The organism is Paenibacillus tundrae, assembly GCF_036884255.1.
Classification (GTDB): Bacteria; Bacillota; Bacilli; order Paenibacillales; family Paenibacillaceae; genus Paenibacillus.
This window is the reverse complement of sequence record NZ_CP145605.1, coordinates 1141188-1167512: the sequence shown is the minus strand read 5'-3', so window position 1 is coordinate 1167512 and position 26325 is coordinate 1141188. Positions and strand designations below refer to the sequence as shown.

At 46.0% G+C, this 26325-nt stretch carries 19 protein-coding genes; 4 read left to right on the top strand and 15 right to left on the bottom strand.

The genetic code is table 11. From position 1 onward, the window contains the following. Positions 1-141: 141 nt before the first annotated feature. A complete protein-coding gene (locus tag V6W81_RS05055; protein ID WP_338543945.1) occupies positions 142-1155 on the bottom strand; it encodes an AraC family transcriptional regulator in 1014 nt (337 codons plus the stop codon). A 453-nt stretch (positions 1156-1608) separates the two neighbouring features. On the opposite strand from V6W81_RS05055, the gene V6W81_RS05050 reads away from it, so the two are divergent. Further along, positions 1609-2253, top strand: a complete 645-nt coding sequence (locus V6W81_RS05050; protein WP_338541878.1) for a histidine phosphatase family protein — start codon at positions 1609-1611, stop codon at positions 2251-2253. A gap of 123 nt (positions 2254-2376) precedes the next feature. On the opposite strand, the gene V6W81_RS05045 is transcribed toward V6W81_RS05050, so the two are convergent. The 8 genes from V6W81_RS05045 to V6W81_RS05010 all read right to left on the bottom strand — a co-directional run bounded on the left by V6W81_RS05045 (position 2377) and on the right by V6W81_RS05010 (position 15432). Continuing rightward, positions 2377-4713 carry a rhamnogalacturonan lyase gene (locus tag V6W81_RS05045; protein WP_338543944.1) on the bottom strand — a complete coding sequence of 779 codons (2337 nt, stop codon included), beginning with the start codon at positions 4711-4713 and terminating at the stop codon, positions 2377-2379. A gap of 449 nt (positions 4714-5162) precedes the next feature. Then, positions 5163-7610 carry a glycoside hydrolase family 6 protein gene (locus V6W81_RS05040; RefSeq protein WP_338541877.1) on the bottom strand — a complete coding sequence of 816 codons (2448 nt, stop codon included), beginning with the start codon at positions 7608-7610 and terminating at the stop codon, positions 5163-5165. A gap of 814 nt (positions 7611-8424) precedes the next feature. Beyond that, a complete protein-coding gene (locus V6W81_RS05035; RefSeq protein ID WP_338541876.1) occupies positions 8425-9501 on the bottom strand; it encodes an efflux RND transporter periplasmic adaptor subunit in 1077 nt (358 codons plus the stop codon). Between the two features lie 64 nt (positions 9502-9565). Further along, a complete protein-coding gene (locus tag V6W81_RS05030; protein WP_338541875.1) occupies positions 9566-10933 on the bottom strand; it encodes an ABC transporter permease in 1368 nt (455 codons plus the stop codon). Positions 10934-10959: 26 nt separating this feature from the next. Next, positions 10960-11634, bottom strand: coding sequence for an ABC transporter ATP-binding protein (locus tag V6W81_RS05025; RefSeq protein ID WP_056694589.1), 675 nt, complete (start codon positions 11632-11634; stop codon positions 10960-10962). Between the two features lie 467 nt (positions 11635-12101). Beyond that, positions 12102-13259: a hypothetical protein gene (locus tag V6W81_RS05020; RefSeq protein ID WP_338541874.1), complete on the bottom strand. Its 1158-nt coding sequence runs from the start codon at positions 13257-13259 to the stop codon at positions 12102-12104. Next, complete coding sequence (locus tag V6W81_RS05015; RefSeq protein ID WP_338541873.1) at positions 13256-14722, bottom strand: sensor histidine kinase; 1467 nt, start codon at positions 14720-14722, stop codon at positions 13256-13258. Before V6W81_RS05015 ends, V6W81_RS05020 begins: the two co-directional genes overlap by 4 nt. Continuing rightward, positions 14719-15432, bottom strand: a complete 714-nt coding sequence (locus tag V6W81_RS05010) for a response regulator transcription factor (protein ID WP_145049421.1) — start codon at positions 15430-15432, stop codon at positions 14719-14721. Before V6W81_RS05010 ends, V6W81_RS05015 begins: the two co-directional genes overlap by 4 nt. Before the next feature lie 211 nt (positions 15433-15643). Between V6W81_RS05010 and V6W81_RS05005 the strand changes: the two genes are divergently transcribed. Beyond that, entirely contained in the window at positions 15644-16120 is a 477-nt protein-coding gene (locus tag V6W81_RS05005; RefSeq protein ID WP_145049419.1) for an RNA polymerase sigma factor, read from the top strand. A gap of 262 nt (positions 16121-16382) precedes the next feature. Continuing rightward, entirely contained in the window at positions 16383-19133 is a 2751-nt protein-coding gene (locus tag V6W81_RS05000; RefSeq protein ID WP_338543943.1) for a chitinase N-terminal domain-containing protein, read from the top strand. A gap of 124 nt (positions 19134-19257) precedes the next feature. On the opposite strand, the gene V6W81_RS04995 is transcribed toward V6W81_RS05000, so the two are convergent. The 6 genes from V6W81_RS04995 to V6W81_RS04970 all read right to left on the bottom strand — a co-directional run bounded on the left by V6W81_RS04995 (position 19258) and on the right by V6W81_RS04970 (position 24216). Next, entirely contained in the window at positions 19258-19518 is a 261-nt protein-coding gene (locus V6W81_RS04995; protein ID WP_338541872.1) for a hypothetical protein, read from the bottom strand. A 38-nt stretch (positions 19519-19556) separates the two neighbouring features. Further along, complete coding sequence (locus V6W81_RS04990) at positions 19557-19976, bottom strand: hypothetical protein (protein WP_338541870.1); 420 nt, start codon at positions 19974-19976, stop codon at positions 19557-19559. A gap of 603 nt (positions 19977-20579) precedes the next feature. Continuing rightward, positions 20580-21386 carry a phosphonate ABC transporter, permease protein PhnE gene (phnE, locus tag V6W81_RS04985; RefSeq protein WP_145049409.1) on the bottom strand — a complete coding sequence of 269 codons (807 nt, stop codon included), beginning with the start codon at positions 21384-21386 and terminating at the stop codon, positions 20580-20582. Next, the gene (phnE, locus tag V6W81_RS04980) at positions 21383-22240 is read right to left on the bottom strand and encodes a phosphonate ABC transporter, permease protein PhnE (RefSeq protein WP_338541869.1); all 858 of its coding nucleotides are present in this window, start codon (positions 22238-22240) and stop codon (positions 21383-21385) included. The genes phnE (V6W81_RS04985) and phnE (V6W81_RS04980) overlap by 4 nt, the downstream gene beginning before the upstream one ends. Next, on the bottom strand, positions 22237-23034 hold the full coding sequence (gene phnC / locus V6W81_RS04975; RefSeq protein WP_338541868.1) for a phosphonate ABC transporter ATP-binding protein: 798 nt from the start codon (positions 23032-23034) through the stop codon (positions 22237-22239). Before phnC ends, phnE (V6W81_RS04980) begins: the two co-directional genes overlap by 4 nt. Positions 23035-23229: 195 nt before the next feature. Continuing rightward, complete coding sequence (locus V6W81_RS04970) at positions 23230-24216, bottom strand: phosphate/phosphite/phosphonate ABC transporter substrate-binding protein (protein WP_307217421.1); 987 nt, start codon at positions 24214-24216, stop codon at positions 23230-23232. Positions 24217-24500: 284 nt separating this feature from the next. Between V6W81_RS04970 and V6W81_RS04965 the strand changes: the two genes are divergently transcribed. After that, positions 24501-26249 carry a bifunctional metallophosphatase/5'-nucleotidase gene (locus V6W81_RS04965; RefSeq protein ID WP_338541865.1) on the top strand — a complete coding sequence of 583 codons (1749 nt, stop codon included), beginning with the start codon at positions 24501-24503 and terminating at the stop codon, positions 26247-26249. Positions 26250-26325: the final 76 nt, after the last annotated feature.

The following is a 26325-nucleotide window of genomic DNA, read 5'->3' as shown; positions in this document are numbered from 1 at the left end:
CTCATCTCATGTGGATGTACTTCGTGAAATCATTGTAACAACGGCGGTGAAGGAAGCGTTATCAAAATCATGACTTGTTTCAGGTTGAGGTTGTCAAAAATCCTAACCTTTGAAGATTGTCCGCAAGCTCTGCATGTCGCTTTATTCTTCCATTGAATGTATTGGGTAGTGACTGACATGACGGTCTTTGGAAGAACGAAAGGCTACGGGAGTAAGTGATGTATACTTTTTGAATAACATATGAAAATACTGCCTGCTTCCTACGCCGACATAATCGGAAATTTCGGATATAGGAATATCGGTCTGTTGCAGCAGCATCTTAGCCTTCTCCATTCGAAGCATCGTCAGATAATCCGTTGGTGTTCGCTGCGTGTGCTGACGGAAAATACGATGCAGATATCCTGGATGTAAATTCACAGCCGCCGCAATATCCTTCATCTGAATGCTACGATCCATGTTCTGATGCATGAATTCCACCGTTCGTTTCACATACAGCTCCGTCTGATCCGAGGCACTCCGACTCATCTCCCCACGCAGACGCGCAACGCGAATCAACAGTTGAATAAACAGGGTACGCACCAGTATGCCTTGATCCAGCGCTTTCAAGTTTCGTGCCTCTCGATGCTCCCACCGTTCTTCCTGAGGGATCACCCTCATCGGCTGGAAGCTTCGCCCTTGCTCTGATAATCCGCGCTGATCCAGCTCTAATACGAGGCTTTTCATAATGTAATACACCTCTTCGGGGTCAGGCAGTACCAGATAGGCACAAGCATGCTGAAGGAATTGCTGAACCTCTTCTTCTTCCAGCGCCAATTGGCGAATAGAAGATTGACCCAATGCCGACGATGCAGAGATGGCAAAGCCAAATTCAACATTCAGCATGCGACAAGCAGCACCATCCTCGACTAACAAGCGGTGCGGGACACCGGCATCGATCAGGATGAACTGACCTTTTTTCAACAGGGTCTGCTCCTCGCTCCCATCTGGCATCTGCACATCCACACGACACATTCCCGAGATAATGTACATAATTTCCGTAGAATCATGATCATGATAATTCATCCGGTAGTTATTCCACTGCTTATAATAATAGGCATAGAAACGAGGTTCACAGTTCTCGCTTCGTAATTGCTCCTGAAACAAACTGCCTGTCATAGGTACGTCTTGCTCTTGTTCCATTCTGCACACCTTCCTCGCTGCAGTAATCCTCACTTCCCCTATTGTACCAATAGCCCTTGCGTAAATTAAACTACCTATATAGATTGAACTACATATATTTACACAGTCCACTCCGATGACAGAACAACCTTCCAATCGCTGTTATCCCCAGATTTTTCGAATTCCCTTTTCCAAAGGTGAAAATCCGGGGATAGCTTGTGCTTCCGATGTAGCTTTCTTTCAGAAAGCTTTCAGGCAAACGCTCCGCTTTTTCAGGTTTTATCTGTCCTCTCCGTTAAAGTGTAAATGTCTAGTTCAATCTATGTAGCTTAATTAAAAACTGATATAATATTGTTTAATTAGATGATAATCTAATTAGATAGATGCAAAAACTACTCTTCAATGAGAAAAAGTAACTCCATATTTAAATTATCTAGGAGGTCTGTGATCATGAGCATGATGATTTATCTTGTTAGACATGGAATCAAGGAACAGTATATAGGAGATGTAGGACTTACGGAGATGGGTATGGTTCAAGCTGAACAGACCGCGGAATATTTCAAAAAATTGCCGAATGCCCGTATTTTCTCCAGCCCGCTTCGAAGAGCAATGGATACGGCTAATTACATCAGTCTTGCTACTGCAATTCCTGTAGAGAAGGATCAACGACTCCGTGAGCGTGCCAATTGGGGAGATGCCCCTGACCAGACCTTCGAACAATTCGTCGAGATGTGGAATCGTTGTACGCGTGAACCGGACTATATCCCACCCGTAGGCGACTCAGCCAGACAGGCTGGGGAACGTTTAGCCCATTTTCTATCTGAGTTAGCGCTGTCTGAACCTGAGCAGACTACGACTAATCATTATATCCTTGTCACACATGGCGGGTTAATTACGGATTTCCTCGTTCACACCCTTCCCACGCAAGAGCTTCACACATGGGTTCCTGATTTCGTTGCTGTACAACATACACTCATCCCCGAATGCTCCATCACTACACTTGCCTATGAGCAGGGACAGGTTGTGCTTAAGGATCTCGCCTCTGTGCAGCATTTACATTCCAATATTGTTCGCGAGCAAGAGCAGAAGAATTGAACAGCAATTATAAAACCTGATCATACGAAAAAGCTCTGACTGCCCCATGTGTTTAACCACAGGACTCTGTCAGAGCCTTCTCCAATGGTACTACCGTTAATCCGGATTCACTTGTGGTTCAGCTTACTTACCGCCCTTACCCGTATGGAATTTAGGCAGTGGCACTTTCGACCAGTCTATATCCGAAGCCATATAGAAGGATGGATAGGAAGGCTGGTTGTATCCGCTATTCTGTCCAGCAATACCTACGCGATACATTGGATCATGCATGAGCGTGTACAGCTTCCGATCCGTCTCCTCGGTGCTCAAGTAGATACGGATGGCAGAGCTGTCCGCTGTTCTCACCAGCATCTCTTCTCGCCAATCTCCGAAAATATCTGCCACCAGACCAGGTGTACCCTTGGTGTAGTTATTGGTCAACGTCCCAGTTGCGGTTAGTAACGTACCCCGCTTCCAATCTTTAATGGTAGGCGTGACATCGATAGCGCCATCCACGATCTGTGTCGTCATATCTCCAGCCCAGCGAATGTTCATATTCGTACCTGGTGCTGTGTCACTTATTTTCTCACCTTGGGCTGTCCACAATCCCACTGCCCACGTCTCCAGTCCACGGCGGGTTGGATCAACATCCCCAATCATTCCGCGTCCTGTGTCTTTACCAGTGTAGCCACCATAGATCACTTCGCCAGTCTTCGCATCACGCAGAGAATACCCATACGGAGCCCATGGTCCACCCTCATGTACCATGAAGATCTCAAGCCCTGGACGATCCGGGTCAATGTCTGCTACATGCAGAGCATCGCCGTGTCCCAATCGTGCTATTGTTCCTGGCGCTGCACTTTCAGCAGGCATGACATCCTTCGAGTTATACAGCACGCTACCGTCATGATCTATCGTAACAGAGCCGTATACAATCTCTTGTTTGCCATCCCCGTCCACATCAGCCACACTGAAATAGTGCGCACCTTGCGTCGTTATTTCACCGTACGTTGGATCTGTACCGTCTACGCCATGAGGTCCATCATTGAATGGATTTTTCATTGGCGTCCAGCCACTATCTACCTTCCACTCACGTTTGAGCTTCTTGCCATCCCAGTTATAAGCAACCATCGTGGTGCGAGTATAATACCCACGCGCGAAGATCGCGGAAGGCTTCTTCCCATCCAGATACGCCACGCCTGCCAGGAAGCGGTCTACGCGGTTTGCCGGTTCGATGCGGTTCATCGCATAATCTCCCCACATCAGACCATCATCGTGACGTTCCGGTTCATAAGGGATCGTTTCCAGCTCTTTGCCCGATTTCCCTTCGAACACCGTCACATACTCAGGTCCATCCACCACGAATCCTTCAAATTTGCGCAGCTCATTACGGTCACTACGGCTTGGCGCATACACATCGATGAAGTAGTCAGCTAGACTCTTTGCATCTGCTTCAGACAGCGGATAGTTATACTTCTTCTCTATACCAAATGCTTCTTCCAACGTAGCAGGCCAGTTACCCTTGACCACTTCTTCGTGCTTGTGCCAGTTCTTGAACATATCTACAACATGGTTGTAGTAGTCCGTTGCACTCATGCGGTAGTCATCCTCATGGGAGTATCCTGCTTTGCGATCCTCTTTAGGTAACGTAATATATTTCTCGGAAGTTACTTTTCCTTTTTTGTTATACTTCACGATTTTGGTACCCGGCGCCGTCTTGAACATCAATTCAGCCTTGCCATCTCCATCAAAATCATAAACCAGCATCTGTGTATAATGGGCACCTGAACGAATGTTGACCCCAAGGTCGATTCGGTATAACAACTGTCCATCGAGCGTGTAACAATCTACGTAAGTATTACCTGTATACCCTTTTTGGGATACGTCCTTGGAGTTGGAAGGATCCCATTTCACAAAAAACTCATACTGCCCGTCCCCGTCTACATCACCAACGCTCATATCATTAGCCGAGTACGTGTATTTTTCTCCAGCAGGAGTAACACCATCAGCTGGTTTTTGCAAAGGTAGATCAACATAACCGTTCGCCCAAGGTTTGACCGATGAACTGCGTTTACTCTCTTTGCCCTTCGCATTAACTGCGGCAACTTCATAACGAGAAGAAGCTTTGCCCGACTTATCTACATAGTTGGTGCTGTCCGTAACGGTAGCGATTTTCTTCCCATCCCGATATACGTTGAAATTAGTGCCTGTCAGTCCTTGGTCACTGTAACCGGTAGCTTCATCTCCAAGCAAACGCCAACTGAGAAAAACACCTTCCGAAGTCGATGCCGCCACGAGACCGCGATCCAAGTATTCCAGTTGAATGTCCTTCACATGCCCGCCTCCCTTACTGGATTGCAGACCTACCTCTGCTGAACCTGCTCCGTTTGCAGCGGCGGTTGCCCCACCGATTCCGGCTGTTCCTGCAAAGAGCAATGCCACACTAAGTGCAGAAGAGAGCACCTTTGCTGCGAGTGGCATCCCCGTTTTTTTACGATTACCATATTGCCGAGAAGCTGCTCTCTGTTGCACCTGCGTTGTTGTTTCTGAGTTCATCCACCTTCACTCTCCTTAAGACAGAATAGTGACGCCAAAGAAATGATTGCGCTTACAATAAATCGGATCAACCTAGCCCTTATCTGACTTAATTCAGCACTGTCCCCCTTCGATCTCAGCAGTCAGGAGCAGTAAGATCCTGCCATCGGGTACTATTATAGACATCCTCCCGTTTCCACCATAGGTAATTATCCGTTGAAAATGATCAATATTCAGTGTTTGTTACCAATGAGTTGGACATATGTATTGACCGTTCCAGTATGACATAGAGAAAACCGCAATCCTCCAACATTCGGAGAATTGCGGTTACCCTGATTAAAACAGCTGTTCAAGTGCGTGTTCATAAAGATGGATTTTCTTTTTTCAACAATCTCTTAAGGCTCGATTCCCCATACCAGGTTTCCACCTTGATAGAGCGTTACCTTGCTCCAGTCCTGATACGATGTTTTGGTAGGATCGAAGGAATAATCGTTAGACTCGTCAAAGCTCGACCAATCCGTCTTATACATCCGAAGTTGAATCTCTCCGGATTGTCCGCCAGGCTGGATGCTTCCAGCTCCTGATGTGAAGCTGAGCTCCACATAGGAATCCGTGAAGGTGCGTTGAATGTTGGATGCACCGATCTGTGCCCAGTCAATCGCGGAATCCATCGCGGCTGTACCTTCTTTTGAGAAGTAATAACGGATCTTCAGATCACTCAAGTTCACAGCGGTTGTACCCACGTTTTTGATATTAAAATATGGCTTGATCTGGCTATCTGTTGCATTCGTATCCCCTGCACGATATTGCAATACGAGATCACTCGTTGGCACAACTACACTCTGAGGTGTAGCGGAAGCCGCAGCAGAATTAACACTTTCACCTGCTGTATTCACAGCGGATACTACATAATGATACGTTGTGCCATTCGTCAGCCCTGTGTTGGTGAACGAGGATCCGCTCACATTGGCCGCAATGGTAGTGAATGGACCTGCTGCACTTGTTGCGCGTTTCACATTGTAGCTTGTCGCTCCTGCCGAGGCCGTCCACGTCAGGTTAACTTGTGCGTTGCCTGCCGTTGCAGTTAATGCTGTCGGTGCTGCTGGCGTTGTCACACCCGCTACCGGAGTAGCTGTAGCTGTCGTAGAATTAACACTTTCACCTACTGCATTCTTGGCGGTCACAACATAATAATACGTTGTGCCGTTGATCAAACCAGTATTGTTGAACGATGTTACACTTACATTTGCTGCAATGGTAGTGAACGGTCCAGAAGGACTTAGCGCACGCTTCACACTATAACTCGTTGCACCTGCAGAAGCTGTCCAAGTCAATGACACCTGAGCGTTACCCGCAGAAGCAGTCAATGCGGTTGGCGCTGCCGGAGCTGTGTCACCACCTCCCGGAGGGTTGCCTCCACCATTACTTGAAGGCAGAACTGGGAATGAATTTTTCACCAAGGTTACGAATTGATCATGGAACCAGTGACCCGATACTGGAGCATTAGGTAGTGCACCTGTTAATACGCCATCCCGCGTGATGAAGGTAGGATCACACATCCGGTCGAAGCCTTTGCCTTCATTATTCGGAATTTCGGAGCTGGAGCCATCCGATTCACCTGGAGGTTTCACCCATACATAGGCATCCAGATGTGCCGGACCTGGAGCAGCTTTAGGTGCTTCCCCTATGCCTGCGCCACTGTTATTACACCAGTTGCCTCGGTGATCACGACGATCGATCCGTCCAGAATTTACGTAGCCATTAATATTGCTGCCTGTAGCCGATGTTGGACGGTTCACCCCGCCCCATCCGTTACGGCTGGTATCAATGAGGAAGCCTGTGCTGGTCGGCCATCCTGCTTGGACGAATCCAGAATAGAGCGCTGCAGTGAAGTCCGTCTCATCAAAGTACGGGTTCCATTCATAGAAACTGGAGGATCGAATCGGTTGTCCACCAATGTTCAGATCCGGATTAGGCAGATTTGGTTCATGCAGAGGGGTCGTATTAGCTGTATTCGTGATGAAACCATCGGCACTTTGCAGACCTGCTGCTGTATCTTGTACTACACTAGTGTACAGAGCGATGGCAGGTGCACGGTTGGTATCCCATCCAAGCCAGCCGGAGTGCCCGATATCCAGATAATTGTATACGTTTGGAACGGCATGCAGCTTGTCCAGCGCATATTTGATGCCATCTTCATAGATACCTGTTGAGCTCGCTTGAGCACAGGCTGGTGTACTCAGGTTCGTTACAAGGTTCGGCAGGCTATCCGGTTCAATGATCGCAACAATTCGAATATCCTGATATTTCGGATCTGCGAAGATATCTGCAATGACATCAATGTAATCCGTCTTATATGTCTGTAGTGCAGCCTGTGTTAGGGGAAGTTCTCCGTTAGATGCAAGGGCGTGACAATCCCGACCTGGTAGGTTATAGATAACAAAAGATGCCGTTATAGGTACGCCAGGTTGCTTCTGAGCAAGGACTGCATCCAGATGCTGCTCGATGCTTTTGCGCCCCGCATTATCCGTACCACCGTAGATGGCAGCAATGCGGTCGATCCAGACAGCCGTTGGGTATGATTTTACAGTTTCCATCTTCGCTTTTAGCGTTGCATCATTGGTGAGCGCAATGGACGTATCCACGAGAGCGGAATAATCCTGATTCAGATAAGCCGTTGCTCCAACAAACGGGTTGTCCACACGCGCCTCTGCCGCCTGAGCTATACCCGAAGACATCCCAGGGAATATGCCCGCCGCCAGCAGCGTAGCTGCCAGCATTTGTTTTACACCTTTGCGCAGCGCGTTCTTACCTCTCGATTTAGCTTTCAATTTAGTCTTCATAGTTCCACCTTTCCTTTAGTTAGATTTGTTCAACTAAAGAAGATTTACACTGACCATTTCGATGACAGAATAACCTTCCGATCGCTGTTATCCCCAGATTTTTTTGATTCCCTTTTCTAAAGGGAAAATCCGGTGATAAAGGCGACCACTTCGCTTCTTCACGTTATTTCTGTCCTCTCCATTAGCCTGTAAAAAATTTAGTTGAACCTGTTCAAATTTGGTTTATACTCATTTTTTGATCCTCTGTGTTAGCATGGTGCATAGCACGTAGAGAACGTTCGGATGAGCTGAAATAACACCTCCATGCGGGATTCATTCATGTTGAACAATAACCAAGACAATAGCCAAGGAACGAAGGACATACCAACTCAAAACATAAGATAAGTGACGGTGTAGGTCGTAGGTCGGAATGACTGGAATTGTGGGTAACTAAGGATGTGTGGGGTCGGATCATGTGGTAATCATGTGGGTGATGTTGATTGTGTGTGTGTAACAGAAACGAAGATGAAATGGTGTGACGCCTGACGAACAAACGTGCCTACTTCATTTTAGTAAGCGCTTACTTATTGAGGTTATAAAAAAGGCGCATCGCCTGCAAACCTCCCATCGCGTGTTCACCTCCTCATAGCTCGATTATACGACATGTAAATATTACTGTAAATTGAATTAACTAAAATTATTTATATTTTTTTCCATAAATTTGGCAGGAATTCGAGAATCCCTTTCCCAGAGCCAATAAAAGGCTCATCATGACCTATTTTGCCACAATGAACCTCTCATTGGAACACTCCCTGTCTAATAGCAAGCAACCTGCCTAAGGGATGACTACAACATCTCCCGGTTTTAAACCGCTAAGCACCTCTGTTTTGTCACCTGACTCCATCCCGGCTTTAATCGTCAGTGGCTCGGTCTGTCCATTTCCTTTGTCGAGTAACACATAAGGCTCCGTCTGATCACGCATAACGGCTATGCTGGATACAACCGTGGCTTTGTCTTTACGCGTTGTCTCAATATCCCCCTCAAGACTTACCCCGCCAAACATTTTTGCGTCTGGCTTCAGGTCAATCACCACATCGAATTGGGAAGCTTGTTTCAGATCTGTATCCGTACTCTTGCGTGCAAATTTGGACACTTTGCTTACCTTCCCCGTAAATTCGAGATCTTTCTGCGCTGTCATTCGTACCTGAACGGGCATCCCGACCTTGAGCCGGAACATCTCTTCTTCTCCAACAATCGTCATAAACTTCAGTTTACTGGTGTTCGTAATAGACCCGATCACTTGTCCCTCTGTCACTGCACGTGTTTTGCTGTCCTCGTCATTCATCTGGAATATACCAGACGCGGAAGCATAGACAACGGCTTTACTCATCTCCTCTTTCTTCTTCTGTATCTCCTGCTCCTTGAGAAGTAATGCTTTCTGACTCAACTCGCTTGTCAGACGTTTGCCCTCCCGTTCAACAAAAGCCTTCTTGCGTTCTTCCTCAGTTACACCAAGCGTTTCCGTCATCCCTGCTTGCTCAACACTAACCTGATTAAGTTCATAATCTAACCGAGCTTTTTCCAGATCGCTTTCCAGTTGCTGAACTTCTGTTTGTTGCGCTGTCGTATCTAATGTGAACAGAATATCTCCCTTCTTTACCTGATCTCCACTCTTCACATGCCATTGCTTGATGCTCGAAGCATAAGGAGCAAATACATCCGTCTGGTCGGTGTACACGGATTTTCCTTTTACCTGAATGGTCTGCGTCATCGTTTCCTGTGTTACGTCAAATGTAATTGGCGGTGGAATCTCTACCGGCAACTCCGGTTTAGGCTTGTACTTCTCATATAACCAGTAGCCAACGCCTGCTAATAGTACGATTGTGATGATGATTTTAAACCATTTCTTCATGTGCCCATATTCCCTTTCGCTGATAAAGTTTGGGGAGTTTCTCTCTCCTTGTACAAGCTGTGTATTACATCGATTTGATAACGCTCAGTGCATTCGTTCGGGAAGCACTAATGGCTGGATAGATACCGGAAACAACCCCAACCAGCACAGCAAAAACGATGCCTAGCGGCAGAGCAGACTGCTCGATAATGACCGTCATTGGCCCGTTCTGTTGATCTGCCATTTGGCTTGCCAGCAAACTATTCACCCCATCCAGGGCAGCAAAGGCAATACCGACACCAGCAACACCACCCATCAGTCCAAGTATCGCTGCTTCAATAATAAACATCTGGCGAATCTGCCATAGATTCGCACCGAGCACCTTCATGACACCGATCTGTTTGCGACGCTGATGCGTAGACATGATCATAGCTACAATAATGGATAGGGAAGCCAGCAGCATAATAAAACCGCCAATGCCCATAGCTGCCTTTTGATACATCGCTAGCTGACTCGACATGGCTTCCTCTTGAAACAGATTACTCTGTGTATTTAATGTCAGTTTTTTGATCTGTTCCTCAACCTGAGAAACATAGCGCTTATTCTCCACCTTGACTAGAGCCGAGTTAAGACGCTTAGCAGCCGAACGATCTGTCTGTTGTATGCCTAGTTCATCCTGCAATGCACGAACTGTATCCAGTGGCAAATATACTTTTTTATCATTTTGGGCAGTAAAATCATCCATATTAGAAGGCTTCGTCAATTCTCCAGACACGGTCACAGAACCGCTCAGTTTGGTTTTGCCTGGATTCGTATAATCTTCATAGCGAAACTGAACCCGCTGCTGTACTAATTGATCTTGCTTCGCTGACATCTCCGTGTACTGCTGCAAGAGATCGTTATTATACGGATCGGCATTCAATTGTTCGATTAACTTCTGAGTTACCTTGGGATCCACCAATCCAAACGCAGCCCCATAACTCGTCACGGCAATTCTTCCATCCTCTGCCCCGCGTCCTTGCGAATAGGTGTATCCGAATCCTCGCAGTGCTTCAAGCTCCGTTCCAATGACTTCAACATAAGTGCTGCGTCCGTCTGGCAGAACCATTTCTAATGTGTCCATCTTCAACATCGGTGCGACAGCAACCACATGCGGAAGTCTTTGAATAATCTCAATCTTCTCTAAGGTCAGAGCTCCCCGTTCAAAATTAGACTTCTGCCCTCCACTACCGCTGCCGGTACGAATACCTTCATTAGGCGAAATCGTAATCTCATCCATCTTATAATTGGCATTTAACGTTTGCTCGCTAAAGGTCTGTACGGATTGTCCTACACTAAGCGCAATAATCATTGCCGCCGAGCCAATGGACAGACCGATCATGCAGAGCAGCGTTACCATCTTCCTACGAATGATCTGTCCCCAGGCCATACGTAATACATCCAGTAATCTCACAATTTCTCTCCTCTACCTCAAGCTTCTCATGCCGTTTCTTCAACCAACACACCCTTATGTAGCGTAAGTACAACCTGCATCTGCTCAGCCACTTCTGCTTCATGCGTCACAATGACAAAGGTCGTGTTCATCTCCCGATTAAGCTTCTGCAAAATCGCAATAATCTCTTCCTCCGTCTCCGTATCCAAATTCCCTGTAGGCTCATCCGCGAAAATAACCGACGGCTCAGTAATGAGGGAGCGTGCAATACTGACCCGTTGTTGTTGACCACCAGATAATTGGGAAGGGAACAGATTAACTTTCTCACCCAAGCCCACCTGCTCCAGCAACTGTAGCGCTTTGACCTTACGTTTGGAGGGACTCACGCCCATAAACACCAGCGGCAGCTCCACATTTTCCCGAATCGTAAGATTGGATAACAGCTCATACGATTGAAAAATAAAACCGATATGGCTGCGCCGGAACTCCGCCAGACGATTCTCGCCGAAGCGAACAATATCCTGATCGGCGATGAGAATTTTGCCTTGATCTGGCTTCATCAGCCCAGCCATTAGATTAAGTAGCGTGGACTTTCCTGAACCTGAGCTGCCTAGCAGAGCAACCATCTTGCCTTTCCCAATCGTCAGATTAATATCTTGAAGCACCGGCACGCTTCCCTGTGCGTTGCGGAACGAGTGGGATAAATGTTCAACTCGTAGCATTCCTTCTTGTCTTCCTTTCAAGCTGCTGATTATGTATGACTATAGTACATGTTCAAAAAGTCGGTTTTCAGTACCGTATACGTTGAACTAAAGAATACTTACACTTACCACTCCGATGACAGAATAACTTTCCGATCGCTCTTATCCCCAGATTTTTTTGATTCCCTTTTTTCAAAGGGAAAATCCGGGGATAGCTTATGCTTCCGATGTAGCTTTCTTGTAGAAAGCTTTCAGGCGAACGCTCCGCTTCTCCATGTTATTTCTGTCCTCTCCGTTCTGGTGTAAAGGTTTCGTTTAATTCATATAGCAGCGAATTTTTGAACTTCCTTTAAATTATAGGGTGGAGATGTATCTTAGCCTTCCATAGTTGTATCTAAGTTGTAAAATATGACACAAAAAAGACCTTGTCCGCAGGGTGGCTACAACCACCACTGTGCAGAACAAGGCCATACAAATTCCCCTCAACACTACCAAGCCCGGAAGCTAAACCGATATAACTCGCTTTTGTCTAACGAGCTGCCTACTACGAATAGTTCATCATCATTCCACTTCAGCTTCATAAAGTTCTCAATATTACGGTAGATTACCGTATCCGAGCTTAATTCATTATCATTCAGATAAGCGATGTGCACTTCATTGTTCTGATTATCCATCGGGATGACGTAGGCTAGACGGGATTCATCTGCATCCAGATCGAAGTTCCAATACGTCCCCTTTAACAACAGATGCAATTGACCTTGCTCTGCGGTGTACCGATACAATCCCTGTACGTTGTTGTCCTCGCCTTGGACAATCATATCCCCATTTTTCAACAGCCTAAATTGCTGAATGTCTTTCATTTTCATAACCATGGTTACTTCATGATCATCTTCAAGAGAAATACGATAGATGGCGAAGCTGTCTTTGAGCATAACGAGGATATAGGCTTGCTTCAAATCCGGACTCACTTCGAATACATCCATCACGATAAACGTGTCACTTGCATTCTTCACATCACTCGCATCCTTGAGCACGGACATCAGTTCCTGATGAGTGTATATCACACGAGCCTTACCTGTACTCGTATTCATCTGGCTAAAGGCAAGCTCATCCTGACCAATATAGGTGCTGTTTCCCACAAACGTTCTGTAGTACGAGTTATCCTGTCCGAACTTGCTACGCTCCCCAGTACTCAGATCATAGCCAAATGTAGTGCGCTGAACCTGACCTGAACGGTACTGTGAATAGACTAACTGCTTCCGATCTGGACTTAGGAAAACGCCATAATCCGTATTGCCGCCAATATCCTTCACCTTATTATCATCCAGAGATAAGAGAGACAATTTCAAGCCAGTATAGGACTTCTCCGGACCATTAACGACCAACGTATTACGATCCACCACGTCAAAATCATAAATCCCAAAGTCATTCGGAATCTTCGTTGCAGATTCAATCTGAATAGTACTGCTCGGAGGTGGTGCCAGGGCACTATTGAATTGCTCACTCGGCAGAATTACCGTTCTGGGCTTAAGGTTCCCGATGCTAAACAGACTGCCGATACCGAAGATGCCACAGGCAAATACAATCAACAGCCCGAACAGCATCAATCTATCACGCTGATTACGCCAAAATCCTGAAGGCCTCATGCGTTCCTTTCCCCCGGAAGACGGATATGCACTTGTGTCCCTTCATGTATGATGCTCTTCATCTCTACTGTTCCCCCATGACGCTCAACGATGTTTTTCACAATGGATAATCCGAGTCCAGCGCTTCCTTTTTCCGTGCGATTAATCCCTTTATCCTGATAGAAAGGCTCGAATACATACTGGAGCGCTTCCGCACCAATTCCCTCTCCCTGATCGCGAATGACAATATCGATACTGTCGCCTGCACGAGAGGACTGTACCTCGATAATCGAATTCACATCGCTGTACTTCACCGAATTATCCAGAACGTTGAGAAATACCTCCTTGAGCTTGTCGCGATCCCCGTGAAGGTAGAGCTCTTCCTCCAGTTCATAGTGGATACCAATGTTGTACTTGCCTGCCTTGATGGACATGTCCTCACAAGCTTCGCGAATAATATCGGATACTTCGATGCGCTCGAACCGGTACGCCTGAATGACTGCTGATGACACAGACACCTCCAGAATATCGGCAACCATCGTATTGAGACGGCGGCTTTCTTTGATGATATAATTCATGCCTTTATCGAAAAAAGCCTGATCCGTAAATCCATTATCCCGCAAGATCTGGGCATATCCCAGAATCGTCGTTAAAGGCGTTTTTAATTCATGCGTTACATTATCAAAAAAAACTTTGCTTCGTGCCTGCACTTGTTTCACTTCGTCCCGTTCTCGCTCAATGACATCAATCTGCTCTCGAACTCGATCAATCATGACCGTAAAGCTTGAGGCAAGCTCACCAATCTCATCCTTCGTAGTAATCTGAATATCTGCATGGAGACTTCCTTGCGCCACTTCAGCAGACCGTTTCGTCAGTACACGGATCGGTTGCGTGATTTTCCGGGAAATAAAGATCGATGCGATAAATATAAATACGAAAATAGCCGCCGCAAATAGCTTAATCGTATTTTGGAAACGGAGGTTCCGCTTATACAGATCGGTATAATCCTTCTCCAATTGCACAATGCCAATCACTTGCTGACCTGATTGAATCGGAAAAGACAAACTTGCAGTCACTTGACCTTGATCCACCACTGTTGTGTATGCAATCTTAGACTGCATAGCTTGCTCCACATCAGGAATGTCAGTCCGCTTAACAACGTCAACCCCGCTGTTCGCGGCGCTATATAACGACGCATCAGGACGGTATACTGTAATCGTTCCGCCAACCGCAGAACCGATCTGCTCTGCAAGCTCGCGGCTTCCAGCTTCGAGAGTATCCTTGCTCATTCGTTTATTATGAATCAAGAAATACTGATTCAGCGCAATATCTAGGTTTTTTTTCGATTGAACGATATCCTCATGCACTTCTCGGTACATATTCTCCTCAGCTACCTTGCTTGAGAGAATCAAGAGAGCAGCGAATCCGATGAACACGATTGCTGAGAATAACACGACCATTTTGAACTGAATCGTCCACTTCATGTCTGCACCTGAATATTCAATTTGTATCCTACGCCAAATACCGTTTCAATCATCGATATTCCTTGTGCTCCGCTATCGAGCTTCTTACGGATTCGTTGTACATGAATGTCCACCGTTCGGGTATCTCCAGCGAATTCAAACCCCCATACCTTGTCCAGCAGCTCAGAGCGTGTATGCACCTTGCGGTGATGGTTCACTAGAAATAACAGCAGATCGTATTCTTTATTCGTTAGACCTGCACGTTCCCCGTCCTTCCACACTTCACGCTCATCCTTACGGATCTCGATATGTTTGCCTAACCTTACAACCTCATAAGACTGATTCTCCAGCGTCTCACTAATCAGGTCGATCCGGCGAAAGATGGCTCGAATACGTGCAACAACCTCACGGATATCAAAAGGTTTAGTAATATAATCATCTGCTCCAAGCTCCATGCCGAGCACCTTATCTAACATATCGGACTTCGCTGTAATCATGATTACAGGAATTTTGGAATTCACAGATAGCTGTCTGCACACATCAAACCCGCTCATATCCGGCAGCATCAGATCCAGCAGGATCAGATCGGGCTTCGATTGACGAAGCAGTTCTAGGCCTTCTTTGCCAGAAGCGGCTTCCTTCATCTCAAATCCTTCTTTGCGCAATGAATACGATAAAATATCTCGAATGGATTCCTCATCCTCAATAATCAAAATCTCTTTTTGTCTCATGGTCCTCTCGTAATCTCCCTGCTCTATGAATTTCTTCTACTTATATTTTGTATCGCAAATTGGCTCCTTGAACAGAGGAATGCGAGAAATGTTACAACTCCGATACAACTCTGAACGGTTTGGAAACAACCGCCCGATATACTTGCATCATAAGCAAGAGTAACCAGACCGGAATCAAGCCTGATCTGTATCCAAGGGGGATTCACATCATATGAACAACACACAGATAAATGACGCTTACGTCAACTATAAATCAGAAATTACAAGGTATCTATCACATATCCTCAAACAACCGCAGGATGCCGAGGATCTAGCTCAGGAGTGCTTCATTCGGCTCATGAAGGTTACTGATCCCATACCTGAAGATCGACTTCTCTACTATCTCAAGCGTATTGCTCGTAATCTAGCAATGGATAGCTTCCGCAGACGTACTCGCACATTACGGCGTGACAGCCGACTAGAGGTACCCACACACCATGTAGACACACCAAATTTAGAAATCAATGAAGGTGTAAACGATCTTGTCTCCCATATTAACAATACCGAGCATCGTAAAATATTAGAGCTGCGCCTGATCCATGGATATTCCATTAAAGAAACGGCGGAGCTGGTCAACCGCAGTGAAGGCATGATTAAATCCTCTGTCTTCCATGCGGTCAATCGAATTCGAGCTAAAGTCATCTCTTAGGAGATGGCTTTTTTATTACGAAAATGAACATATTGTAGCACACGGAGATGGCATTATATATACCTAAGGCCTATATGAATATGTCATAATACCCAATTTTACAAATATCGAGTTAATTTTTACATTTTGATATGACTATGTTAGATTTTGGTGTGGTAGAATATGGACGAACTTATGAATCAACTAATTTTTGGGAGGGATTTGGTTGGGTAAATTGACAGGTTTGCGGGGAGTTTGGTTAAAATCACTCCTGGCATTGTCCATGGCTTTGCCGCTACAGATTGGATTATGGAACGGAGATGCATCGGTACATGCGGAAGGACCGACAGATCCGGCACCGTTCATTCAGGCAAAGGTCGTTAACGAAAATGCTGGCAAAAAGGTATTGTTCGACAACTCACACGGTCAGACGGCTGGAGCCGCAGATTGGGTAATCGATGGTGGTTTCTCGGACTTCGGAAATGCGTTAGCGAATGATGGATATTACGTAAAGGAACTGCGCAAGACAACCCCATTTACCTATGAGGATCTGAAAGAGTATAACGTATTCGTAATTGCAGAACCTCAGATTCCTTTCAAAACTTCGGAACAAGCAGCAATGAAACAATATGTAGAGCAAGGCGGCAGTATCTTCTTCATCGGAGATCATTACAATGCCGATCGTAACAAAAACCGCTGGGACGGTTCAGAAGCCATTAACGGTTATCGCCGTGGGGCATTTGAAGATCCAATCAAAGGCATGAGCACGGAGGAACGTAACTCCGAGGCTATGCAGAATGTAACGAGCACAGACTGGTTGTCCGAAAACTTCGGTATCCGTTTCCGCTACAACGCATTAGGCGATATTGACGCGAACATTATCGTTCCGGCTGATCAAGCCTTTGGCATCACGGAAGGTGTATCATCCGTAGCTATGCACGCGGGTTCCACACTGGCAATCACAGACCCAACGCTTGCGAAGGGTATCGTGTATCTGCCAAAAACCAATGCCAAATGGAACAATGCTGTTGACCAAGGTGTCTACAACGGTGGTGGCATTGAAGAAGGTCCTTACGTGGCTGTATCCAAGCTGGGTGCAGGTAAAGCTGCCTTCATCGGTGACTCTTCCCCAGTGGAAGATGCATCGCCTAAATACTTGCGTGAAGAGACAGGCACACGCAAAACTACCTATGACGGCTTCAAAGAAGCTGACGATGCGGTATTGCTTGTGAACACAGTGAACTGGCTCGCGACGCAAGAAAACTATACTAGTCTGACAGAAGTGGCTGGACTGGAGCTGGATAACGCTACTGCCCTGTTGCCATTTGAAGAACCAGCGGCTTCTACAGAGCCACAAGCTGAACCTTGGGCGGCACCTGCTGCTGGGTACAAGTGGTATGATCGCTCCACGTTCAAAGCTGGGTCTTACGGCGGACCTGCATCTAGTGCGAATGCTTCCTATAGCTTCGTGAAACAGGATACACTTCCTAATGCAGAAGACTTCCAGGTGCGTGTTGTAGTAGAGAACATGCCTCCAAATACAACGGTATCAGGCTATAGCGCAGGGATCTATCTGACTGGTGGAACCCAAGTAGCTATGATTCAAAATGACAGCGGCACATGGCCGACATCGTACGGTTATAGTTCTGCATTTAGCGTAACTTCTGACAGCAAAGGTCGTGCAATCAAAGACCTTAACGTTCGCATCAAACCAGGTACAAACGGCAATGCAAGCTTGCGCCTACGCTTGAACGGCAGCAACTTGATTACAAATGCAGTGACTGTAGGTAATGTACCAGCCGTTCCGCTTCCAGAGGAAGAAGGACCAATCCCAGCAACAATTACGGTTGCTGAAGCTCGTACCAAAGCAGTTGGCTCAACGGTAACCATTGAAGGTGTAGTTACAACTCAGCCGGGTGCATTTGGCGGACAAGCCTTCTATCTTCAAGATGAGACAGCTGGAATCTATGTATTCCAACATATTAGTGGCTTCCAAGTTGGCGACAAAGTGAAAGTTACTGCACCAACAACGATCTATAACAGCGAATTTGAGCTTACCGATGTTGTAGCTATTGAGAAAACCGGTACTGCCTCTGTTCCTGCTCCGGCTCTCGTTACAACCATTAATGACGGTAACCAAGGTCAACTCGTACAGTTGAAAGATGTAACGGTTCAAAATATCATTAGCGCTACGCCTGCTGGATCATTTGAATTCGATGCGGTAGCTGCTGACGGAACAACTACACATGTGCGCGTGGATACACGTACAGGTGTAACTGAAACTTCCTTCCCTTATGCTGCGGGAGACAAGATTGATATCACAGGTGTATCGGCTATTTTCAGAGATGTATATCAACTGAAGCCTAGAAGCTTGAACGATTTTGTTGCTGCCGAAGAACAAGGTGGAGGCGAAGTGCCTTCCACTCCAGCTGTGGGAGCACCGGGTAAACCGGTGCTTTCTTCTGATAACGGCTATACAACAGGGCTGTTCGGCGGTTCTTATAACGTAACGATGAATCTGTGGTGGGGCGACAATGGTTCGGAATACAAATTGTATGAGAACGGCGTACTTGTTGACACTCAAAAGTTAACTGAAGCTACACCACAAGCGCAATCAACCAAAACAGCAATCACTGACAAAGCTAATGGCACATATACGTATGTAGCCGAGCTGACCAACAGCAAAGGCACGACACGTAGTGACGAGCTGACGGTACAAGTAACCAATGCAGCACCAGGTAAAGCTACTCTTTCCCAAGATAACTGGGATGGCGATGGCATTTACAGCGTAACGATGAATCTCTGGTGGGGTACAAATGCTACAGAATACCGCCTTTATGAAAATGATGTACTTATCGATACACAGGAATTGAAGGCTGCAACACCAGCATCTCAGCGTGCTGTAACCGATCTGTCTGGTCGTGCCAACGGAACGTACACGTACCGTGCGGAACTGATCAATGCAGCAGGCGTAACAAGCACTGAGACCATTACGGTTCAAGTGAGTAAAGCAGCTCTACCATTGGCAAGCTAATAAAAGTAAATTAAAAAACCGAAACCACGAGTAGCCTGGATGGGGTCAATCCCCATGTTGAGCTACCTGGATTCGGTTTTTTTTACACGAATTCTTTGATTCGTTAATTCATCAATTCATTTGTTCATGACAAGCGCTCCGGCTCATTGATCTTTCTGGTTAACAGCATGCCGTTCACTACAGCAGAATACGCAGCGATGGCAATAATAGCAAAGAATACGATCTGGTTCATCTGTATTGAGGAATAGTTACTCCACGTGAAAATAATCAGGATTGCACTAAGTCCGATATTCTCTCTGTTATGCTCCTTAAACTTCTGAAAAATCATTCGATATAGTAATATGGCTATTACAAACACTATCCAGACGATAGTAAATGTCTCCATGTGTTTCACCTTCTTTCTTCTTTCTCCTTAATTTTTATTCACTCTTCATCACTAGATATCGCTGTGTAAATCTGTGAACGATACTTATCGAGGTTACCGTCATGTGCGAATTGAATAATAATGACATTATTTTTGGTATATTCACCGACCTTGGTTATTAGCGAGACGGTAAAGTTCGCTTTTACCAGCGCTTGCCTTGCTTGTTCGATAGAATCCGTGAAAAAAATAAATACGGTGTCACTGTCCTCCCCATTGTAAGAAATACTGAATTGTTGAGGAATCAGACCCTGCATATCAACACTGGATGAAGGCTCCATGACCTCAACCTCCAGCCCCTGCTCTTCAAGTGAGGTTTGGAATTGATGTAGAAACTCGTTTGGACTAATACGCTGATTCTGCTCTGTACAGCCTGTAACAAATGTCAGCAAAATTATGATTAAAATGTTCGCAGTTCTCATTAATTCCCTCCCATCTTCCCATGAATGTAACATTCTCTTCGTAATTGAAAGCTCCGTGGCCTCCAAGTGAGGTTCTCACTAAAAAGGTGAGAATCAGAACCATCTTATTGGAACATGTATTTATTAAGAAATCATACCACAATTTGCATAATAAAATGAGCATAAACTCCGTGATACAATCTCTCACCCGTAATATTCAATCATATTCTCTACTTGGAGGTGTCTGAAAAGACTCTAAAGAAAGGTGTCTGAAAATCTCTGGAGAAGCAACATTTGACGATTGAAGTCACTACGTTGGATCACGCACCTCTCTAACGAACTCAGTCGGCCTTATTCGGCGGAAAACTGCTTTCAGGAAATGCTAACAAATCGTTGACACGTTAATATGCCTTTTGGGTGCAAGAATTAGGTCTAGACCGTGGCATTTCGTAATATAACGCTTCTCAGATTCGTTACCATCTTCATTCGCCGTAAACCGGCTAAATAAGGTCTCTCCGATTCGTTAACACCAAGTGATAGCACATCATCACGTCCTAGATACAAACAAAAAAAGAAGACCACTAAGCGCTGTATCCATACTAGCACTTAATAATCTTCTCCACATTACACCAGCTTCTTCCGAATATATCCCGAGATCAAGTCAATGATCGTAATCATCACAATAATTCCCAGCAGGATAATACCTACACGCGGCCAGTTCCGGGTGCTCAGTGCAAAAATCAGCGGTGTTCCAATCCCCCCGGCCCCAATGACACCCAAGATGGTCGCAGACCGTACGTTAATCTCGAAGCGATACAGGGTATAGTTCAAGAATCCAGGCATGACCTGCGGCAAGATGGCAAACCACAACTGTTGCATGCGACTAGCTCCAGAAGCAAGCAACGCCTCAGACGGACCGTAGTCAATATTTTCAACTTCATCCGCGTACAATTTACCGAGCATTCCGATGGAGTGTAAACCAAGGGCAAGTACCCCTGCGAACGATCCAGGGCCTACAGCCTTGATAAACATCAAGGCCATGATAATCTCAGGAAACGTACGAATGAAGCTAAGTACCATTTTGCCTGCACCTGAGATTGAGCGATGTCCACTCATATTACGTGCAGACCAGAAGGCAAACGGAATACACAATACAGCTGAGATCACCGTACCCAGTACGGAGATGGCGAGTGTATCCAGCAATCCGCGCAGTAAGTCTTCCCCTTCAGGTAGATAAACGAAGTTCCAGTCTGGTGAGAATATACCTGCGATAATAGCCTTCATGATCTGTCCAGCGGTTTCCTTAAACCCGGTAAACGGTACACCGGCAAGAGCCCAGGCATATACCAGAATCAGCAGGATAACAATAACCCAGCGAAGCGGGTTCTTCCGTGGTTTCGGCCGGATGCGGCTTGTTTCATTTTTCATCATAGCAATTTCTCCCGCAGCTTAGTACTTACATAATCAATAATCAGAACAATAGCAAGGGTAAATAGAATGATTACGCTGGTTTTGTCATACTCCAGGAATCCAAGTGTAGCTTCATAATAAAGTCCAATACCTCCGGCTCCCACCAATCCCAGAATGGCTGCAGCACGTACATTAATCTCAAAGGCATACAAGACATAGGATGTGAATTGAGCGGCCAATTGTGGCACAACGCCATACACAATGAGCTGAATACGGTTCATACCGACAGCAGTCATTGCCTCCAGCGGTCCTCGATCAATCGTTTCCAGCGTCTCATAGGTGAGCTTGGCAATTAAACCTACGGAGAACACAGCCAGTGCCAGGATACCCGGAATCGGCCCTAGGCCAAACACCGCGACAAACAAAGCAGCAAGCAACAGATCCGGCACTGTCCGAATCAGGTTAAGTACAAAACGTGCTGGGTAGTAAATCCACCGGCTAGGCATCAGGTTACCCGCGCAGATAATTGCCACCGGAATGGCAATGATCGCACCAATAGTTGTACCAATTAGAGCCATACGAATGGTCTCCAGCATACCTTGAACGATATTATCAAAATAACTCCAGCGAGGCGGAAACATGTCCTTTAGCAGATCCAGCATGTTCGGGAAGCCTTCAAATAGCTCCGTAAAGCTAGCATCGGTCTGCTTCGCACTCGCCCAGAGAAGAAGCAAAATAATGACCAGCGTGAGCAGATGCTTCGTCCGTCCAGGCGGTTTGGGACGCTTAACGACCTGACTTGGGCTGGAACCAGGCTCCTTGCCTATGCCTGGCTTGCCTGAATTTTGAAGTGAAACATTGGTTTGCCCCTTCATACCAGAACTTCTCCCTGCTCAGGCACCGCCTGCTTATCGAGCAATTCGTCAGCTAGAATCGGTCTGCCGTAAATCTCAGCGAATCGCTCATCCGTTGCCTCTTCCACCGGACCGTCGAATACAACTTTACCTGCCCGCAATCCCACGATCCGGGTCGCATACTCTCTCGCCAGGTCGATAAAGTGAAGATTAACGATGGTTGTAATGCCTAGCTCCTGATTAATGTGCTTCAGGTCATCCATAACCTGCTTTGTTGTAAGTGGATCTAGTGATGCGACTGGCTCATCGGCCAGAATGATTTTAGCTTCTTGGGCAAGTACACGAGCAATCGCTACACGCTGTTGTTGTCCACCAGACAACTGATCTGCACGGGAGTAAGCTTTCTCCGAGATGTTAACCCGTTCCAACGCAGTGAACGCCAATTCAACATCCTCTTTTGGAAAACGACCCAGGATGGTACGCATCGTCGAATGATATCCGACACGTCCACAGAGCACATTACGAAGTACACTGGAGCGTTTCACCAGGTTAAAACTCTGGAAGATCATACCGATATCACGTCTGATCATACGCAGGCGTTTGCCCTGTGCCTTCGTAATCGAACTTCCGTTGATCTTGATCTCACCTTCACTAATATCGTGCAGTCGATTAATGGAACGTAGGAGGGTTGATTTCCCTGCTCCAGACAGACCAACGACCGCAATAAATTCGCCTTGTTCAAACTTCAGATTAATATTATCCAGGCCTTTTGTGCCGTTTGCATACGTTTTGGTGACGTTATGAAGCTCAATCATCGCAATAATCCTTCTTTCATTTGTAATGATCATACCGATCGAAGCCTTGCTATAATGGCACAAGCCAGCGCAGCGTAGATCACGCTGAACTGGCCTGCCCACTCTGAACCGATATAGCTAGTCCCATCAAGAGAGATACGTGAAGCAACAAGATTGTAAAACGACTTCTAGAGTTGTAGCACTTCTGAGCTACAATTACTCGCCTTTTACTTTTTCGCCATACTGACGAACGATCTCGAACTTGCTATCATCGGACTCTACATAACCTTCATGCGTATAGATTTCTTTAATGATTTGGTGGCCTTCTGTGTCTTTACCGATATCGATGAAAGCTTGTTTGATCTTCGCAGTCCAATCTGCATTCATATCTGTACGAACAGCAATGGTATCGTTAGGAATTGGCTCAGTGAACGCCAGTACACGTGTATCTTCAAATACCGTTGGGTAGTCTTTAGCTACAGTGTTACGAGCATCTTGGAAAATTGCTGCTGCATCAACATCACCGTTCAGTACAGCAATAACACCTTGGTCATGACCTTTCAATGTTACAGGACTTACATCTTTCAATGGGTCAATGCCATTGTCGAGCAACAAACCTGCAGGCCATACATAACCAGCGGAAGACGTTACGTTTTGGTAAGCAATTTTCTTACCTTTGAGATCTTCAATCGTTTGGATCGGTGAATCTTTCTTCACGATAAACATGGATTTATAGGAATCAGCCAATTCCTCTGTTGGAGCACCTGTCTCATCATTTACGCCAAAACGTTGAGCTTGCAAAATAACTTGAGCTGCGCCTTTTTCTTTAGCAAGTACATATGCTGTTGGAGGCAAGAAACCTACGTCTACTTTGTTGGAAGCCATTGCTTCAATAATTGTGTTGTAGTCTGTGGATACGCTGACTTTTACCGGAATACCCAGTTTGTCACCAAGCAACTTCTCGAGCGGTTTTGCTTTAGCTTCAAGCGTGTCTGCATTCTGGGAAGGAACGAATTGAACCGTTAGTTCTGTTGGTACATAACCTTCGGCTTCTTTTTCTGTTTCTGCCGTTTCAGTAGACGTACCGGACGCATTCGAACTCGTATCAGCCCCGTTAGACGAACCTGTCGTAGCATTAGACCCACATGCACTCAGAAACAGAACCAAAATCAACAATGGTAAAAATAAAGCGGACTTCTTCAAACGAACACCCTCCAAAGAATTTCTATTTTTCAATACTTGTCTACTATAATTGGCAAATATTTGCGCCATGTGAAACGAAATTTGGAGTTTTGTAAAGTTTCTTGTCATGCTGTCAGGGACGATTTCATCTGTTAGAATAGGCTCATTATGGATGAGAATTGGAGAAGAAAAGCATGGAAATGGCGCGAATATCAGGCATGCATCTATTTCTTCCATTCTTTCTATCGTTCCATTTTTGGGGTCATTCCATATATATAAACTTATATATTAGAGGAGATTGTAAAATGAAACCTACTCAACCGACGACAACCTTCGATATTTTGTTTACCAGTGATCTGCATGGAGCCATCCGTCCGATTCATTACAACACCAATGCCTATCGCCCAGCCGGGCTTGCTATGCTAGCTACACTCATTCGGAAGGAACGTGAACGCTCGCCTGAACTACTGCTAGTAGATAATGGTGACTTGCTACAAGGCTCGCCCCTGGCCTCCTACGCGGCTGCCAACGTATCCAAACGTGAAGTTCATCCTTTCATTACTGTGTTGAATGAACTCGGCTATGATGCGGCAGTCATGGGAAATCACGAGTTCAATTATGGGCAGGAGCTGCTCTCTGGAGCCGTTGAAGGCTCCACATTCCCATGGTTATCGGCTAACATTGTGCGGACTCGTCCGCAAGAAGATCATGAAAGATTACTAGAAAGCGAGCAAGATGCTGCAGGGGAACAGCCGCGCTACATGACGTATGGGGATGACTCCACTGTGGTTCATTCATACGGAACAGATTCCGAAGACCGGAATCGTCCCATCGCACCATTGGAAGCTGGCATTCCTGCATTTGGCCCTCCGTATCTCGTTAAGACGTTGTCTTCGGGTGTCAGAATTGCTTTATTAGGTGCGACTACACACTACATCCCGAACTGGGAACATCCCAAAAATATTGAAGGATTACAGTTCCTTGATGCGTTAGAGACCATCCGTGCATGGGTTAATTACATTCGCGAAGTGGAGAAGCCAGATGTGCTTGTGGTTAGTTATCACGGTGGATTCGAAAGTGATCTAGAGACCGGTGAGCCAGCTGAACGGTTGACTGGAGAGAATCAAGGGTATGCGGTCTGTCGAGATATCGAAGGTATTGATGTACTTCTCACAGGACATCAGCATCGCCAGCTCGCTACAGTAATCCATGGTGTAACCGTCATTCAGCCTGGATTCAGTGGAAGTGGTATAGGGCATGTATCGGTTCAATTACAGCAAAATCCAGATGGAGCATGGCAGATTACAGATAAACAGGCTAAGCTGCTACGCTTGGATGAACAACAAGACCTGGAACCCGATGATGTGGTCATGAGACTTACGGATGAACTGGAGACTCAGGCTCAATCCTGGTTAGATCAACCGATTGGTGAGGTATCTGGTGACTTGTCAATCTCCGATGCGACAACGCTCCGGCTTCAAGCACATCCATTCATTGATTTTGTGCACCAGGTACAGATGGAAGCAACGGGAGCACAGCTCTCGAATACGGCGATGCTTAGTGAAGAAGCTCGCGGATTCGGAAGTCAGATCACGGTTCGTGATGTGTTATCGAATTTCATCTATCCTAATACGCTTACCGTACTAGAGCTGAGTGGTCAGGATATTCGAGAAGCGTTGGAGCAAAGCGCGCGCTACTTCGAACTGGATTCCTCAGGAAAGGTTATCGTTAATCCGGCCTACATCGAACCTAAACCACAGCATTACAATTATGATATGTGGGCAGGCATTGAATACGAGCTGGATATCTCTCAGCCTGTAGGGAATCGAGTCGTGAAGCTAGAGCGCAATGGTGCACCGATTGCGATGGATAGCACATTTTCTGTGGTGATGAATAGTTACCGTGCAGCAGGTGGAGGCGATTATGCTATGTATCCAGGTAAAAAGGTGCTGCATGAAGGCGCCACGGATATGGCTACATTGGTGGAGGATTACATTCGTAGACATCAACCGTTGACGGTGCAGCCGGCGAATAATTGGAAGGTCATTAGCTAGAAGTGAACAGGTCTTAACTTCATCTGAAACGATTACAAAGATTATTCCGAGGTTAGAAAAACCTCTACCAAATAAA

Bases quoted from the DNA above. Each gene is read 5' to 3' on its own strand.
- phnC (WP_338541868.1), bottom strand. From the start codon at position 23,034: ATGATTGAGCTTCATAACGTCACCAAAACGTATGCAAACGGCACAAAA.
- phnE (WP_145049409.1), bottom strand. From the start codon at position 21,386: ATGATGAAAAATGAAACAAGCCGCATCCGGCCGAAACCACGGAAGAAC.
- V6W81_RS05005 (WP_145049419.1), top strand. From the start codon at position 15,644: ATGAACAACACACAGATAAATGACGCTTACGTCAACTATAAATCAGAA.
- V6W81_RS05040 (WP_338541877.1), bottom strand. From the start codon at position 7,610: ATGAAGACTAAATTGAAAGCTAAATCGAGAGGTAAGAACGCGCTGCGC.
- phnE (WP_338541869.1), bottom strand. From the start codon at position 22,240: ATGAAGGGGCAAACCAATGTTTCACTTCAAAATTCAGGCAAGCCAGGC.
- V6W81_RS05045 (WP_338543944.1), bottom strand. From the start codon at position 4,713: ATGCCACTCGCAGCAAAGGTGCTCTCTTCTGCACTTAGTGTGGCATTG.
- V6W81_RS04990 (WP_338541870.1), bottom strand. From the start codon at position 19,976: ATGAGAACTGCGAACATTTTAATCATAATTTTGCTGACATTTGTTACA.
- V6W81_RS05020 (WP_338541874.1), bottom strand. From the start codon at position 13,259: ATGAGGCCTTCAGGATTTTGGCGTAATCAGCGTGATAGATTGATGCTG.
- V6W81_RS05050 (WP_338541878.1), top strand. From the start codon at position 1,609: ATGAGCATGATGATTTATCTTGTTAGACATGGAATCAAGGAACAGTAT.
- V6W81_RS04965 (WP_338541865.1), top strand. From the start codon at position 24,501: ATGAAACCTACTCAACCGACGACAACCTTCGATATTTTGTTTACCAGT.
- V6W81_RS05010 (WP_145049421.1), bottom strand. From the start codon at position 15,432: ATGAGACAAAAAGAGATTTTGATTATTGAGGATGAGGAATCCATTCGA.
- V6W81_RS05035 (WP_338541876.1), bottom strand. From the start codon at position 9,501: ATGAAGAAATGGTTTAAAATCATCATCACAATCGTACTATTAGCAGGC.
- V6W81_RS05055 (WP_338543945.1), bottom strand. From the start codon at position 1,155: ATGACAGGCAGTTTGTTTCAGGAGCAATTACGAAGCGAGAACTGTGAA.
- V6W81_RS05025 (WP_056694589.1), bottom strand. From the start codon at position 11,634: ATGCTACGAGTTGAACATTTATCCCACTCGTTCCGCAACGCACAGGGA.
- V6W81_RS05000 (WP_338543943.1), top strand. From the start codon at position 16,383: ATGGCTTTGCCGCTACAGATTGGATTATGGAACGGAGATGCATCGGTA.
- V6W81_RS05015 (WP_338541873.1), bottom strand. From the start codon at position 14,722: ATGAAGTGGACGATTCAGTTCAAAATGGTCGTGTTATTCTCAGCAATC.
- V6W81_RS04995 (WP_338541872.1), bottom strand. From the start codon at position 19,518: ATGGAGACATTTACTATCGTCTGGATAGTGTTTGTAATAGCCATATTA.